Consider the following 14,424-nt stretch of genomic DNA (forward strand, 5'->3'; position numbering starts at 1 on the left):
CCCCAAATCCCTGTCGAATTCCGGCCAGCGTGGTTTAACGGGGCGCCTAAGATCAAAAGCAGATCAAGATCAAGAGCGGCTCGCTTCGCATCGTGGTTACCGTTGAGCTAACAGAGTTATGTAGATAACTATGCCGCGATAGCGGGTGTTCAGTCGATATCTTCGACAACTGACACACCGCCTTCGCGGGCAAGCCCGCTCCCACATACCTGCACCCGATCCCTGCCCGCCTGCTTGGCCACGTACACCGCCGAATCAGCGCGCAGCAGCAACCCATCGATGCCTTCGTCGATCCGCCAACTGGCCACGCCGAAGCTGGCGGTAACCACCCCCACCGGTTCCATCGCCGCATCGCGCAACGACTGCCACAACTGTATCGCCAGGCTGTAGGCCTGAGCGCCGTCGGTGTTGGGGCACAGCACCACGAACTCTTCCCCGCCGATCCGGCAAAACACATCGGTGCGGCGCAAGCGTTGGCCGATACGCTTGCACAACTCCTGCAACACGCTGTCGCCCACGGCATGGCCGTGCTGATCGTTGATGCGCTTGAAGTGGTCGATATCGAGCATGATCAACGACAGCGCGCCAGATATACGGTTGAGCCGAAGCATTTCGCCCTTGAGACGATCCTGGAAATAGCGCCGGTTATAGATCCCTGTCAGGGAGTCGGTGATGGACAGCGCGCGCAGTTCTTCCTCGACCCGTTTGAGATCAGAAATATCCGATACATAACCGTGCCAAAGCGTACCGCCTCCCGGCAACTCTTCCGGCGTCGCTTCGCCGCGAATCCAGCGCAGGCCTCGCAGGGGTAATTGCACGCGGTACTCTTCTCGCCAATGGCTCAGTTGCAACGCAGAAAGGCGTATCGACGCACGCACTCGCTCCAGATCCAAAGGGTGAATGCGCTCCAGGACCGTGCGCGCATCCTTCTGCAGCATGCCCAGCTCGATTTCATAGATATCGCGCATGCCTTCGCTGGCATAGATGAAACGCCCGTTGTCCTGGGGCTCCAGGGTGAACTGGAAGATGCCACCAGGCACATGGGCGCTGAGTTTTTTCAGCAGGCGGTCGCGGACGGCAAGGGCCTCATAGGCGCGCTTTTGCTCGGTGACATCCAGGTAAATCGCCAGGTGCCCGACCCACAGGCCATGGTCATCCAAGAGCACGGTCGGCAACATGTTGACCGTCAACTGGCTGCCATCCTTGCGCACTAGCGTCCACTCACGTCCTTCATGTTGACTGTCCGGGCTCTCCACCAGCATCGCCTGGCTCGCCGGAATGCGCTTGCCCAGCGCCCTGCTCAACGGCTCAGCGCGGGCGTCGAGTTCCACGGCCACATGCAAACGGTCCAAGGTCATATGCCCCAGCACCTCCTCGGCCTTGAAGCCCAACATCTGTTCGGCACCGGCATTGAAGGTGTTGATCACACCGCGCAGGTCAGTGGCAATGATCGCCACTTGAGTTGCCGCATTCAACACGCTGCGCAGTTGCCCATGGGCGCCACGCAACTCCTGCTCACGGGCACGTAATTGAACGGTGCGTTGCTCCACCAATTTCAGTGCGCGCTGGCGCTGGCTGACCAACATGTAAAGCAGCGCACTGAGCAAGGCGCTGAGCAACACGCCCATCGCCAGAATGGCGTGCATCGAAGAATGGTTGGCCCTGTCGAACACCTCGCTGGCGCTCAGGCTAAGAGCGTAGACATGATCGCCCAGGGAGAGGCGGCGTGCAGCCGTCAAGCCACTGCTGCCCAACGCGTTACTGGACGCATACAACACCCGTTGCTGGGTGTCGGAGGTGTCTACGATCTGCATCACCAAATTGTCACGGTTGGCCCTGGGCAACCCCTCGGCCACCAGCTGGCGCATGCTGATCACCGCCATCACAAAACCATAAGGCTCGGCCCCCACGACTTTGCTCACGGGCGCCACCAATAACACGCCTGCCGCATAAGCGGGCTCCACCCCCACCAATTGCATGGGCTGTGACACCGCCAACTGGCCGCTTTGTTGCGCACGCTCCAGCGCTGCACGACGCAGGGGCTGCGCCAGCAGATCAAAGCCCAGCGGCGAGCCCAGCAAACTTTGCGTCTGGCTGTACAGCACCGGTACGTATTCATCGCGCTCGGCCGCTGGCGCCAATTCACCGGAGGTATTGAGTTCGCGGATACTGAAGGGAATGCCACGCTGGCGAGAAATGTCCTGTTCAAACAGGCTGCGCTGCGTGCGAAATATCCGTGGTGCCCAGGCATAGGCACGGGCATGCAACAACAGCGGTTTGGCGAAACCGTCGAACTCGGCGCGGGACACCTCGCCGGAATTGACGAAGAAACGCTGCAGGCTGCCCAGGCGTTGTTCCTGGTCTTCAAAACGTTCCTGGATGCGGCTGTAGCGCTCGTTGACCAGCAACTGGAACCGCTGGCGCACCTGTTGCTGATACAGGTCGGACGCCGCCCACGCGACGACCACCGTCAGCGCGCTACCAACCACTAACACCACCAATGCCACCAGCCAAGCCGATGCCTGCTCACTGATAAAACCAAGGATTTTCGGGCGAACGACTTGCATCGGCATAGGCAACACTCACAGCGCCAGTGTGCGGGGGTGTCACTTTGGCTAGGGCTTAAGTTATAGCCATCGGTCATGGGTTTGACCAGCGCAAAACCGTCAACGGGCTTATTGTGGCGAGGGAGTTTGCTCCCGCTCGGGTGCGAAGCGCCCACAAGCTTCCGGGGCCGCTGCGCAGCCCAGCGGGAGCAAGCTCCCTCGCCACAGAAGCTCGCTCCTACAGGGGAAATCAGCGTGCGGTGATTTTCCAGGCGCGGTGGATCTTGGCATTGCGCGCAAAATCCGGGTCGATGGTCTTGTCGCTGATCTCCTCGACCGCATAGCGTTCGCTGAGGTTGTCTTCCAGCTGGAACTTGCGGAAGTTGTTGGAGAAGTACAGCACGCCTCCCGGCGCCAGGCGCGCCATGGCCAGGTCGAGCAACTGCACATGGTCACGCTGCACGTCGAAGATGCCTTCCATGCGCTTGGAGTTGGAGAAGGTCGGCGGGTCGATGAAAATCATGTCGAATTCATCGCGGCTCGCTTCCAGCCACGCCATCACGTCACCCTGCTCCAGGCGGTTCTTGTCGGAGAAGCCGTTGAGGGAGAAATTGCGACGCGCCCAGTCCAGGTAGGTCTTGGACAAGTCGACGCTGGTGGTGCTGCGCGCGCCGCCCTTGGCAGCATGCACACTGGCTGTGGCGGTGTAGCAATACAGATTGAGGAAGCGCTTGCCCGCCGCTTCCTTCTGGATGCGCATGCGCATCGGGCGATGGTCGAGGAACAGGCCGGTGTCCAGGTAATCGGTGAGGTTGACCAGCAACTTAACCCCGCCTTCACTGACCTCGGTGAATTTGCCTTGGGCACTCTGACGCTCGTATTGCTTGGTGCCGCTCTGACGCTCACGACGCTTGACCACCACACGGCTCTTGTCGACATTCAGTGCCTGGGGAATTGCCGCCAGGGCATCGAACATGCGGGCCGAGGCTTTTTCCGGGTCGATGGACTTAGGCGCGGCGTATTCCTGTACGTGCACCCAATCGTGGTACAGGTCGATGGCCATGGAGTATTCAGGCATGTCAGCGTCATACACACGGTAGCAATCCACCCCTTCGCGCTTGGCCCATTTGCCCAACAGCTTGAGGTTCTTCTGCAGACGGTTGGCGAACATCTGCCCACCTTCGCTCAAGCGCGCCTGTTCCACCACGGGGGCCGGGGCGGGCTTGATCGGGTTGCCGTTCTTGTTGTACTGACGCTCTGCCGGCTCGCTCGGGGCCTGGTCGTAGGCCGCTTGCTCACGTTCGGCCTGGCGCTGTTCAGGAGTGCGGCGTTCGCCCGTGACGAACTGGTCCGGGTTGACCTTGATCAGCAACAATTTGCACGGTAATGCGCCGTTCCAGAACGAATACTGTTTGTGGCTACGGATACCCATGCGCTTGCCCAGGTCCGGCGCGCCGGTAAACACCGCCGCTTCCCAGCCCATGCAGGCCTGGCGCAGGCGCTCGCCGAGGTTCTGGTAGAGGTACAACAGGCTGGCTTCATCACCCAGGCGCTCGCCGTAAGGTGGGTTGCAGATGACCAGGCCTTTCTGGTTCTGGTCCGGGCGCGGCTCGAAAGTACCGACTTCGCCTTGGTACACCTTGATCCAATGGCTCAGCCCGGCGCGCTCGATGTTATTGCGAGCAGGCTGGATCAAGCGTGGGTCGGCTTCATAGCCACGCACCCACAACGGCGGCTTGTTCATGCCGATAGCGGCGCGCTCAGTGGCTTCTGCGTGCAGTTTTTTCCACAGCGCCGGGACGTGGCCCAGCCAGGTGGTGAACCCCCACAGTTCACGATTGAGGTTGGGGGCCATGTCGGCGGCGATCATCGCGCCCTCGACCAGAAAGGTACCCACACCGCACATCGGGTCTGTCAGCGCGCCGCCTTCGGCCGCAATACGCGGCCAGCCGGCGCGGATCAGGATCGCCGCCGCCAGGTTTTCCTTCAGCGGTGCCGCACCCTGCTGCAGGCGGTAGCCGCGCTGGTGCAGGCTGTGGCCGGAAAGATCCAGGGACAGGATGGCTTCGCCACGGTCCAGGCGCAGGTGAATGCGCAGGTCAGGGTTGATCTTGTCGATGGACGGACGTTCGCCGGTCGGGGTGCGTAGTTTGTCGACGATCGCATCCTTGACCTTCAGGGCGCCGAAGTGGGTGTTGTCGATGCCCGAGCCGTGCCCGCTGAACTCCACCGCGAGGGTACCGTCGGGAACCATGTGGTCAGCCCATTCGATGTCCAGCACGCCGTGGTAAAGATCTTCGGCGTCCTTCATCGGGAAGCGCTTGAGCACCAGCAACACACGGTTGGCCAGGCGTGACCAGAGACACAGGCGGTAAGCGGTTTCCATGTCGGCCATGCCGCGCACGGCCGAGGTGTGCTCGCGGGCTTCCTCAAGGCCAAGCCCGACGGCTTCCTCGATCAGCAGGCCTTCGAGGCCCTTGGGGCAGGTGAGGAAGAGTTCAAAACGGTCCGACATGGGGCATTCCAGGCTTTTCAGCAATAAGTGAACAGGCGACGCATCGCCGGTTCGGTTTTCAATCAAGCACTTTTCTCGAAGAGTGCTCGCGTGGCACGAATGTGCCATTCCACCCCGTCTGACGGGCCCTTGAGCCTTTATTGGCGAGGCAGAAGAAGAATGTTGTGCAACAAAAAGAAATATTCCGACCCTTCGTCGAATAATAACCGACTGCAACAGGTGGTCATTCTCACCAAGGGATTAAACCTTTCCTCTGTGCAGGGCACATCATAGCTGGCTTTGCCCTATAAAAGGGGCGAATAACCATCCCAGCTTATGGCTATAGCATCGTTATCGTTACGTGCTTATGACAAAACGATCATTGAATACATGTGACCTATTGGTTAGAACTCAACACAGGTTGGCGCCGTAACGGTGCCGACACATCGGCTCGCCACGCCGGCAGCGAGCCCACCAACGGCAGAAAAACTCTGCCCGGCCTTGGACAAGGCCGAAGGATATCTAGACAGTCAACAAGTGAGGGAAACACCCTATGAGAAGACTTAAGCGTGATCCGTTGGAAAGAGCATTTTTACGCGGATATCAATATGGCGTTCATGGAAAATCCCGTGAGCTTTGCCCATTTACTCTACCGTCGGTACGCCAAGCCTGGATCAACGGCTGGCGAGAAGGACGCGGCGACAACTGGGACGGTATGACAGGCACTGCGGGCATCCACAGACTCAACGAACTTCACGCCGTCGGCTAATCAGGGGCACTTTATTCCGACACACATTTCTGAACGAGTAACGACTTAACCACGCGCGCCCCATCCGGGCGGCGGGCTTCGGCCCAGGGGCTCCTTTATGGAGCCCTTTTTATTGCCCAGCAGATTGTCAGCGCAAGGCAGCGATGGCATCCACCGACTGGCGAATCAACGCCGGCCCTTTATAGATAAAGCCGGAGTACAACTGCACCAGGCTGGCGCCAGCCGCGATCTTCTCGGCCGCGTGCTTGCCTTCGGTAATACCGCCCACCGCGATGATCGGCAAACGCCCAGCCAACTCGCCCGCCAGCACCTTGACGATATGGGTGCTCTTGTCACGCACTGGCGCGCCCGACAGGCCGCCCGCCTCGTCACCATGGGACAGGCCTTCGACACCCACGCGGCTGAGGGTGGTATTGGTTGCAATCACCGCGTCCATCCCTGAATCCACCAGGGCCTGGGCCACCAGTACGGTTTCTTCATCGCTCATGTCCGGCGCGATCTTGATGGCCAGGGGCACACGCTTGCCGTGACGCACGGCCAGGTCTTCCTGGCGCTGGCGCAAGGCTTCGAGCAGTTGCTTGAGGGAATCGCCAAATTGCAGGCTGCGCAGGCCCGGAGTGTTGGGCGAGCTGACGTTGACGGTGACATAGCTGGCGTGGGCATAGACCTTGTCCAGGCATATCAGGTAGTCATCCACCGCACGTTCCACAGGGGTGTCAAAGTTCTTGCCGATGTTGATACCCAGGATGCCGGTGTATTTCGCCGCCTGAACCCGCGACAGCAGATGGTCGACGCCGAGGTTATTGAAGCCCATGCGATTAATGATCGCCTCCGCTTCCGGCAGGCGGAAAATGCGGGGCTTGGGGTTGCCCGGTTGCGGCCGTGGGGTCACGGTGCCGATTTCGACAAAGCCGAAACCCAACTGCGCAAACCCGTCGATGGCGGCGCCGTTCTTGTCCAGGCCGGCTGCCAGCCCGACCGGGTTGGGGAAGTCGAGCCCCATCACCGACACCGGCATCTTCGCCGGTGCCTTGCATACCAGGCCATTGAGCCCCAGGCGGCCACCAGCACCGATCAGGTCCAGGGACAGATCGTGGGAGGTTTCCGGGGAAAGTTTGAACAACAGCTGGCGGGCCAGGTTATACATGGGCGGGCTAGACTCGGATGGCGGTAAAAGGTGGCGGTGATTATAGCCGCGGCGGTGGGTTGCATGCGAGGCATGACACTCGATCTCATTGACGCTGCGCCATCAAGGCCTCATAGCGCACCCAGATCCTCTCGGCGTAGCGCAGGCGTAATGCCTCACGCTGAGGGCCGGGGCCGGGCCCAACGTTGTAAGCGCCCACTGCCGTCCAGTTGTAGCCAAAACGCTGTATAAAATCGGCAAGAATCGAGGCGCCTACTTCCACCGACAGGCAAGGTTCGTTCAACAACCGCTCTTCGGTAATACCCTGCTTGAGCAAACGAGGCAGGTGAATGCTGTTTATCTGCATCAAGCCAATATCCCGTGTGCCGTTTCGGTTGCTGTAGTTCATTGCTTGCGCACGGGAACCCGACTCGACTGAGGCGATAGCCTGCAGTAACTCTGGCTCGAGATCGTAGCGGCTGGCCGCCTCTTCCCAGCAATAGGCCCATGCCGGGTTACAGCCCATCAGCACACTGAACAACAGGCCTCTGCCCCCGACCCTAACCTTTAACATTACTGGCCTGACCACAGACGGCGCACAGGTGCAGGACAGCCCTCGGTTGATCACCCACCCGTACCGGGCATGTAAAGCGATAGCCCTTGCCATAAATAGTCTTGATAAAGCCTTTGTCGGCCCTCAAATGCTTGCGCAGGGAATAAATACAACGCGTAAGTGACTCATCGGCTACCTCGCCCCGAGGCCAGGCCAGTTCCAGCAAGCGGTCCTTGGTCATCAGTGCGCCACCGGAGGCCAGCAGCAACCGCAGCACCTGCCCCTCCTTGGGAGGCAGCTGTATATCCGCATCCGCGCCTATCAACCGACCATCGCCGTGCAAGGTCCAGCGAGCGAAGACCAGGGATGCCGCCGCTTCTTGCGTCACGACGGCCATACGCACCTCTGTATCGACTACTGACATTCAAATCCTTACTGTGTGAACCGGCTCACCTGCCATTGGCACGACTATAAAAACCGCCCCGCAGACTCGCGTTAGGAAAAAACCCATTCAATGGTTTTTTTTGGGCCGCTGCCGGTCAGACAAATCGCTTGCGCCCCTTATCGCGACAGCCACTCCTGGAAAGTCTCCTGCAACTCAACTCCTAGCCGGTCCTCCAACTGCACCAACTCACCTAACGCCATCAATTGTCCATTGACCCGCACCTCCACACATCGTGTGACGCCTGGGTCCAAGGGCAGCACTTTTCCCGGCGCGAACGCGGCCAAACGCTTGCGGCTGATCAATTGCTCCTGCAGCAGTATTTCCAGGTGCATGGACAAACGCCTTCTCAGGGGGAAAACTCGCGCTCCGTCCGTAGGAACGCACGTTGCACACGCTCATATTGCGCGGCGGTCAACTGAGGTGGCCCGGCCTGCGGGTCTCCACCACCGGCATGCGCCTGCCCTGGCAAAGTTTCATTCAGCACCTGGGCCACATCCAGCTCGGCCAGCAGTTTCTCGATAACTTTCACCTGGGCAGGCGAGCCCTTGATCAACACACTGTTGGTATCCGGATAGGCCAGCAACGCAAGGCGGCCGTCGGCCAACTGGACCCTCTGCGCCTGGGATAGCCGGGCATGGATCATCGAGAGCATGCCTGGTACCAGGCCCCTGTTGGTACCCACGCCGTGCGAGTGATCTTCCACCGGGAAATTGACCACTTGCACCACGCCAAATGCAGGCGGGCGCTCTGGCAACTTGCGAGGGGGTCGATCCATCAGTTGCGTCAGCCGCAATATATGATCGACATAGCTGGGAGGCCCGGATACGTAGAACATGCGCGCCCCGTTTGCGCGCAGCGGATAACGTGGCTCATCCAGCCCTGCACGTCGCATGATGCCACGCAGCCTGTCGACACTAATATGTTGCAGCGCCACCGCCGAGCTTCTCGCTTCGTCGGCAGCGTAGACGTGCAACACTTGGCCATCGCTGTGCCAGATCAAGCCTTCGCGCGCGGCGAGCGTTTCAATGACCTGTTGCGGCGCCGCAAAATCGAATGCTCCGCTCACCTGCCTATTAGCCGCGGCACGGCTGGTCACCACGGGCAGGCCCAATGACACAGACAACGCAGCAAAGAAAGCCGGCAGCCCCTCATCCTGTGCCTGGTACACCTCGCCACAGGCCGTGCGGCTGCCCAGCAACAGCGCGGCGCACAGCAGCACGCTGTACTGCCAGCGGCAATTGAGGGTTGCGAGGAAATCAGCGTGCACCGTGGGAATGCCTGACGGTCTGGCCTGAGGAAGCGGCCATACTGCGAGGCGCACGAGGTTCAATCATGATGGAAAGTTGACGGCCAGTTGCACCGGCCCACCCATGGCATGTGCCTTGCTATGCACTCTGTATCAGGCTCGCACCAACGGCGGTACGGGCCTACGGACAAAGGCGTCGTTCCCCTGCAATGGCCTGTAACGCCAACCTGGGAAACGGCGCTTTTTTTTTCAGAAAAGGCAGGTATTGATGAACGATCCGCTGGCTTGGGTAAATGGCAGCGATGCCCCGGAAAAGAGCAGCCTGGACCTTGGGTTCATGGCCCTGACCGATTGCGCCTCGCTGGTGGTCGCCGCCACCCAGGGCTTCGCCCAACCCTACGGCCTCACACTCAACCTCAAACGCCAGGCATCCTGGGCCAACCTGCGCGACAAGCTGGTCAGCGGTGAACTGGACGCCGCCCACAGTCTCTACGGGCTGATCTATGCCGTACACCTGGGCATCGGCGGCGTCGCCGCCAGCCCCATGGCAGTGCTGATGGGGCTGAACCAGAATGGCCAGGGCATCAACCTGTCCCACGGCCTGCAACAGCAAGGGGTGATCACTCCTGAGGCGTTGAAAGGCCATGTGCACCAAAGCCGGACAAAACTGACCTTCGCTCAGACGTTTCCCACCGGCACCCACGCCATGTGGTTGTATTACTGGCTGGCGAGCCAAGGCATTCATCCATTGCAGGATGTGAACAGTGTGGTGGTGCCGCCGCCGCAAATGGTGGCGCACCTGCAAGCCGGACGCATCGATGGACTTTGCGTGGGTGAACCCTGGTGCGCCAGCGCAGTGCAACAGAACCAGGGCTTTACCCTGGCGACCAGCCAGGCAATCTGGCCGGACCACCCGGAAAAAGTCCTGGGCTGCACCCAAGCCTTCGCTGACGCGTACCCCAATACCGCACGCGTGCTGGTCATGGCGATTCTCGAGGCCAGCCGGTTTATCGAACAGAGCCGTGAAAACCGCCGCTCTACCGCCCAGTTGCTCAGTGCCAGTGAATACCTCGACGCACCTGTGGGCTGCATCGAACCGCGCCTGCTGGGGCACTATGACGATGGCCTGGGTAACCACTGGCAGGATCCCCATGCACTGCGCTTTTTCGCCGACGGCGAGGTGAACCTGCCTTACCTCAGCGATGGCATGTGGTTCATGACCCAGTTCCGGCGCTGGGGCTTGCTGCGGGAAGACCCTGACTACCTGGGCGTTGCCCGGCAAGTTCAGCAATTGGCACTGTATCGCCAGGCTGCCGAGGCGCTGGGCATTAACGCAGGCGACTCGGACATGCGCCGCAGCCAGTTGCTCGACGGCAAGACCTGGGACGGCAGCGACCCCGCTGGCTACGCCCGCAGCTTCCACCTGCATGCCCTGGCCGATGATGCCAATCGCCAAGCGCTGCGCTGACAGGAGCCCGACGATGCTGCGAATCCTGTTGATCAACGACACCCCGCGCAAGGTCGGGCGCCTCAAGGCCGCATTGACCGAGGCCGGCTTCGAGGTGATCGATGAGTCCGGCTTGACCATCGACCTGCCCGCACGCGTCGAAACAGTGCGTCCTGATGTGATCCTGATCGATACCGAGTCACCCGGGCGCGATGTGATGGAGCAAGTAGTGCTGGTCAGCCGCGATCAGCCACGGCCCATCGTGATGTTCACCGACGAGCACGACCCGAATGTAATGCGCCAGGCCATCAAGTCCGGCGTCAGTGCCTATATCGTCGAAGGTATCCAGGCCCAGCGCCTGCAACCGATCCTCGATGTGGCCATGGCGCGCTTCGAGAGTGACCAGGCCCTGCGCGCCCAGCTTCATGCCCGCGACCAGCAACTGGCCGAACGCAAGCGCATCGAGTTGGCCAAGGGCCTGCTGATGAAGATGAAGAGCTGCAACGAGGAAGAGGCCTACACCCTGATGCGCCGCCAGGCCATGAGCCGTCAACAGAAACTGATCCAGGTGGCGGAGCAGATTATTGCCATGAGCGAGTTGCTCGGCTGATCTGGCTCAGCTCTTGCTAAAGAATTATCACAGGTAGCCAACGGCGGTTGCCCCTTCACGACAAAGACGTCGCCCACCCGGTTTGCCCTCGCGAACCCGGTGGCGGCGTTTTTTCGTTTCTAGACCCCCAACCGTTGAGGTGCGTGATGAAATCAAGCTTCTGGAAATCCGGGCACACCCCGACCCTGTTTGCCGCGTTCCTGTATTTCGACCTGAGCTTCATGGTCTGGTACCTGCTGGGCCCCCTGGCGGTGCAGATTGCCGCTGACTTGCACCTGACTACTCAACAGCGCGGCCTGGTGGTGGCCACCCCGATCCTGGCGGGCGCGGTGCTGCGCTTCTTGATGGGGATGCTGGCCGACAAGCTGTCGCCCAAGACCGCCGGGCTGATTGGCCAAGTGATTGTGATCGTGGCGCTGTTCTGCGCCTGGAAACTGGGGATCCACAGCTACGAACAAGCGCTGCTGCTGGGCATGTTCCTGGGCATGGCCGGTGCGTCCTTCGCGGTCGCCCTGCCCTTGGCGTCACAGTGGTACCCGGCGGAGCATCAGGGCAAGGCGATGGGCATCGCCGGCGCCGGTAACTCCGGCACCGTGTTTGCGGCGTTGCTGGCGCCCGTGCTGGCGGCCGCCTTTGGTTGGAGCAATGTGTTCGGCTTTGCGCTGATCCCACTGGTGCTGACCCTGATCGTATTCGCCTGGCTTGCGCGCAATGCGCCTGAACGGCCGAAAGCCAAATCCATGGCCGACTACTTCAAGGCCCTGGGCGACCGCGACAGCTGGTGGTTCATGTTCTTCTACAGCGTGACCTTCGGCGGGTTTATCGGCCTGGCCAGCGCCCTGCCCGGCTACTTCAACGACCAGTACGGCCTGAGCCCGGTGACCGCCGGCTACTACACCGCCGCCTGTGTGTTCGGTGGCAGCCTGATGCGCCCATTGGGTGGCGCCCTGGCAGACCGGTTCGGCGGGATCAAAACCCTGCTCGGCATGTACAGCGTGGCGGTGATCTGCATTGCGGCAGTGGGGTTCAACCTGCCCAGCTCCTACGCAGCGCTGGCGCTTTTCGTCTGCACCATGCTCGGCCTGGGCGCCGGCAATGGCGCGGTATTCCAATTGGTGCCGCAGCGTTTTCGCAGTGAGATCGGCGTGATGACCGGCCTGATCGGCATGGCCGGTGGCATCGGTGGCTTCGCCCTTGCGGCGGGCATGGGCGCCATCAAGCAGAGTACTGGCAGCTATCAACTGGCCCTGTGGTTGTTCGCCAGCCTCGGTGTGTTGGCCTGGTTCGGCCTGCATGGGGTGAAACGGCGCTGGAGAACCACCTGGGGTTCGGCCGCCGTGACCGCCGCCCGCGTCTGATGAGCCTGCAACTGAGCGTCGCCCAGGCCAGTGCCATCGGCCCGCGCAGCGAGAACCAGGATGCGCTGCGGGTGGTCACGCCCATGGCGGAACTGGCCGCGAGCAAAGGCTACCTGTGCGCACTGGCCGACGGCGTCAGCCAGTGCGCCGACGGTGGCCTGGCCGCACGCTCGACCCTGCAGGCCCTGGCCCTGGACTACTACGCTACGCCACAGACCTGGGGCGTGGCCCAGGCGCTGGAGCGCTTGTTACTGGCGCAAAATCGCTGGTTGCAAGCCAACGGCGGCGGCCAACCGTTGCTCACCACCCTCAGCGCCCTGGTGTTTCGCGGCCAGCGTTTCACCCTGGCCCATGTCGGTGATTGCCGGGCGTACCGTTGGCTTGACGGCGAGTTGCAACGCATCAGCGAAGACCATGTGTGGGAACAGCCGGGCATGCAACATGTGCTCAAGCGCGCCCTCGGCCTGGATCAGCATCTGGTGCTGGACTTCCTCGATGGCCCGTTGCGCGAGGGCGAGTGTTTCCTGCTGCTCAGCGATGGGGTGTGGGCCACGCTGGGCGATCACAGCATCGGCGCGATCCTGCGCGAACAAAGCGACCTCGAGCTGGCCGTCAACACCCTGGTCAACGCCGCCCACCTGGCGGGTAGCCAAGACAACGCCAGCGCCTTGCTGGTGCGCATCGATCAACTCGGCGCGGCCACCCTCGGCGACGCCTTGGTGCAGTTGCAGCAATGGCCGCTGCCGCCACCACTGAAAGTCGGGCAAACCTTTGAAGGCTGGCAGGTGCAAAGCGTGCTGGCGCAGAGTCGGCAGTCGTTGCTGTACCGCGTGCACGACGCCCAGGGGCAACCCTGGCTGCTCAAGACCTTACCGTTGCGTTGCGACGATACCGACGCCGCACAGGCCTTGTTGTCGGAGGAATGGTTTCTGCGCCGGGTCGCCGGCCGTGCCTTTCCCGAAGTGCATGCGGCCAGTGGCCGTCAGCATTTGTACTACGTGATGCGCGAATACGCCGGACAAACCCTGGCCCAACTGTTCCAACAACAAGGCCCGCTGCCGTTGGCGCAATGGCAGTCGATTGCCGAACGCTTGCTGCGCGCCGTGGGCCTGTTGCATCGCCGGCAGATCCTGCACCGCGACATCAAGCCGGAAAACCTGCTGCTGGGAGAAGATGGCGAACTGCGTGTGCTGGACTTCGGCCTGGCCTATTGCCCCGGGCTCTCCGAGGACCGTGCCCACCTGCTGCCCGGCACCCCGAGTTTCATCGCGCCCGAGGCGTTCGCTGGCGAGCAGCCTACGGCACAACAGGATTTGTACAGCGTCGGCGTGACCTTGTATTACCTGCTGACCGGGCATTACCCCTACGGTGAAATCGAGGCCTTCCAACGGCCCAGGTTTTCCCAACCCGTCAGCGCCAGCCGTTATCGCCCTGACTTGCCAGAGTGGTTGCCCCATAGCCTGGAACGAGCGCTGATCGCTGTCCCGGCCCAACGTTATGAAACCGCCGAAGAATGGCTGTTGGTGCTGGAGCAGGCCGATCGCCGCGAATTGAGCGTACGCCCACGCCCCTTGCTCGAACGCGAACCCTTGAAAGTCTGGCAGACCCTGGCGATGGCTTCGCTGCTACTCAATCTGGTGCTGCTGTACTGGCTGATGCACCACTAGCGGGCAGAATACGCCGACGCTCCGTGTAAACGCCCAGTAAACCTGGGCTATAGGGACTTGGCACAGCTGCTGCATTAACGTTCTCAACACCCCACATATAGCCGCTCCTTCAACGACGAAGGGCCGAGCTTCCCGATAGAACGGGACCAGGACAAAGGCGTCC

General features: G+C 61.3%; 12 protein-coding genes. 5 read left to right on the plus strand and 7 right to left on the minus strand.

Going from position 1 to position 14,424, the window contains the following annotated elements; all coding sequences use genetic code 11:
- Window positions 1-149: 149 nt before the first annotated feature.
- The gene (locus GIV35_RS19450) at window positions 150-2,573 is read right to left on the minus strand and encodes a sensor domain-containing diguanylate cyclase (protein ID WP_236264467.1); all 2,424 of its coding nucleotides are present in this window, start codon (window positions 2,571-2,573) and stop codon (window positions 150-152) included.
- Between the two features lie 223 nt (window positions 2,574-2,796).
- Entirely contained in the window at window positions 2,797-5,061 is a 2,265-nt protein-coding gene (gene rlmKL, locus GIV35_RS19455; protein WP_034128371.1) for a bifunctional 23S rRNA (guanine(2069)-N(7))-methyltransferase RlmK/23S rRNA (guanine(2445)-N(2))-methyltransferase RlmL, read from the minus strand.
- A 532-nt stretch (window positions 5,062-5,593) separates the two neighbouring features.
- Between rlmKL and rmf the strand changes: the two genes are divergently transcribed.
- Window positions 5,594-5,809, plus strand: coding sequence for a ribosome modulation factor (rmf, locus tag GIV35_RS19460; protein ID WP_002553055.1), 216 nt, complete (start codon window positions 5,594-5,596; stop codon window positions 5,807-5,809).
- Window positions 5,810-5,936: 127 nt separating this feature from the next.
- Here rmf and GIV35_RS19465 read toward each other — a convergent pair whose 3' ends face one another.
- The 5 genes from GIV35_RS19465 to GIV35_RS19485 form a co-directional block, all read right to left on the minus strand.
- A complete protein-coding gene (locus GIV35_RS19465; RefSeq protein ID WP_236264466.1) occupies window positions 5,937-6,956 on the minus strand; it encodes a quinone-dependent dihydroorotate dehydrogenase in 1,020 nt (339 codons plus the stop codon).
- Window positions 6,957-7,041: 85 nt separating this feature from the next.
- Window positions 7,042-7,509: a transglycosylase SLT domain-containing protein gene (locus GIV35_RS19470; RefSeq protein ID WP_054897185.1), complete on the minus strand. Its 468-nt coding sequence runs from the start codon at window positions 7,507-7,509 to the stop codon at window positions 7,042-7,044.
- The gene (locus GIV35_RS19475; protein WP_072447526.1) at window positions 7,496-7,885 is read right to left on the minus strand and encodes a winged helix-turn-helix domain-containing protein; all 390 of its coding nucleotides are present in this window, start codon (window positions 7,883-7,885) and stop codon (window positions 7,496-7,498) included. The genes GIV35_RS19470 and GIV35_RS19475 overlap by 14 nt, the downstream gene beginning before the upstream one ends.
- Before the next feature lie 164 nt (window positions 7,886-8,049).
- On the minus strand, window positions 8,050-8,265 hold the full coding sequence (locus GIV35_RS19480) for a FliM/FliN family flagellar motor switch protein (RefSeq protein ID WP_034128368.1): 216 nt from the start codon (window positions 8,263-8,265) through the stop codon (window positions 8,050-8,052).
- A 14-nt stretch (window positions 8,266-8,279) separates the two neighbouring features.
- Window positions 8,280-9,200, minus strand: a complete 921-nt coding sequence (locus GIV35_RS19485) for a secretin N-terminal domain-containing protein (RefSeq protein WP_236264465.1) — start codon at window positions 9,198-9,200, stop codon at window positions 8,280-8,282.
- 247 nt (window positions 9,201-9,447) lie between these two features.
- On the opposite strand from GIV35_RS19485, the gene GIV35_RS19490 reads away from it, so the two are divergent.
- From GIV35_RS19490 to GIV35_RS19505, 4 genes are all read left to right on the plus strand, one after another.
- The gene (locus GIV35_RS19490) at window positions 9,448-10,647 is read left to right on the plus strand and encodes a CmpA/NrtA family ABC transporter substrate-binding protein (RefSeq protein WP_236264464.1); all 1,200 of its coding nucleotides are present in this window, start codon (window positions 9,448-9,450) and stop codon (window positions 10,645-10,647) included.
- Between the two features lie 13 nt (window positions 10,648-10,660).
- Window positions 10,661-11,236 (plus strand): ANTAR domain-containing response regulator, encoded by a 576-nt coding sequence (locus GIV35_RS19495; protein ID WP_003193274.1) that lies wholly within the window; start codon window positions 10,661-10,663, stop codon window positions 11,234-11,236.
- Between the two features lie 146 nt (window positions 11,237-11,382).
- Window positions 11,383-12,594, plus strand: a complete 1,212-nt coding sequence (locus tag GIV35_RS19500; protein ID WP_032903097.1) for a nitrate/nitrite transporter — start codon at window positions 11,383-11,385, stop codon at window positions 12,592-12,594.
- Window positions 12,594-14,261: a bifunctional protein-serine/threonine kinase/phosphatase gene (locus GIV35_RS19505; protein ID WP_236264463.1), complete on the plus strand. Its 1,668-nt coding sequence runs from the start codon at window positions 12,594-12,596 to the stop codon at window positions 14,259-14,261. The genes GIV35_RS19500 and GIV35_RS19505 overlap by 1 nt, the downstream gene beginning before the upstream one ends.
- Window positions 14,262-14,424: the final 163 nt, after the last annotated feature.

Source organism: Pseudomonas sp. PA-1-6B (assembly GCF_021609545.1).
GTDB classification, from domain to species: Bacteria; Pseudomonadota; Gammaproteobacteria; order Pseudomonadales; family Pseudomonadaceae; genus Aquipseudomonas; species Aquipseudomonas fluorescens_BV.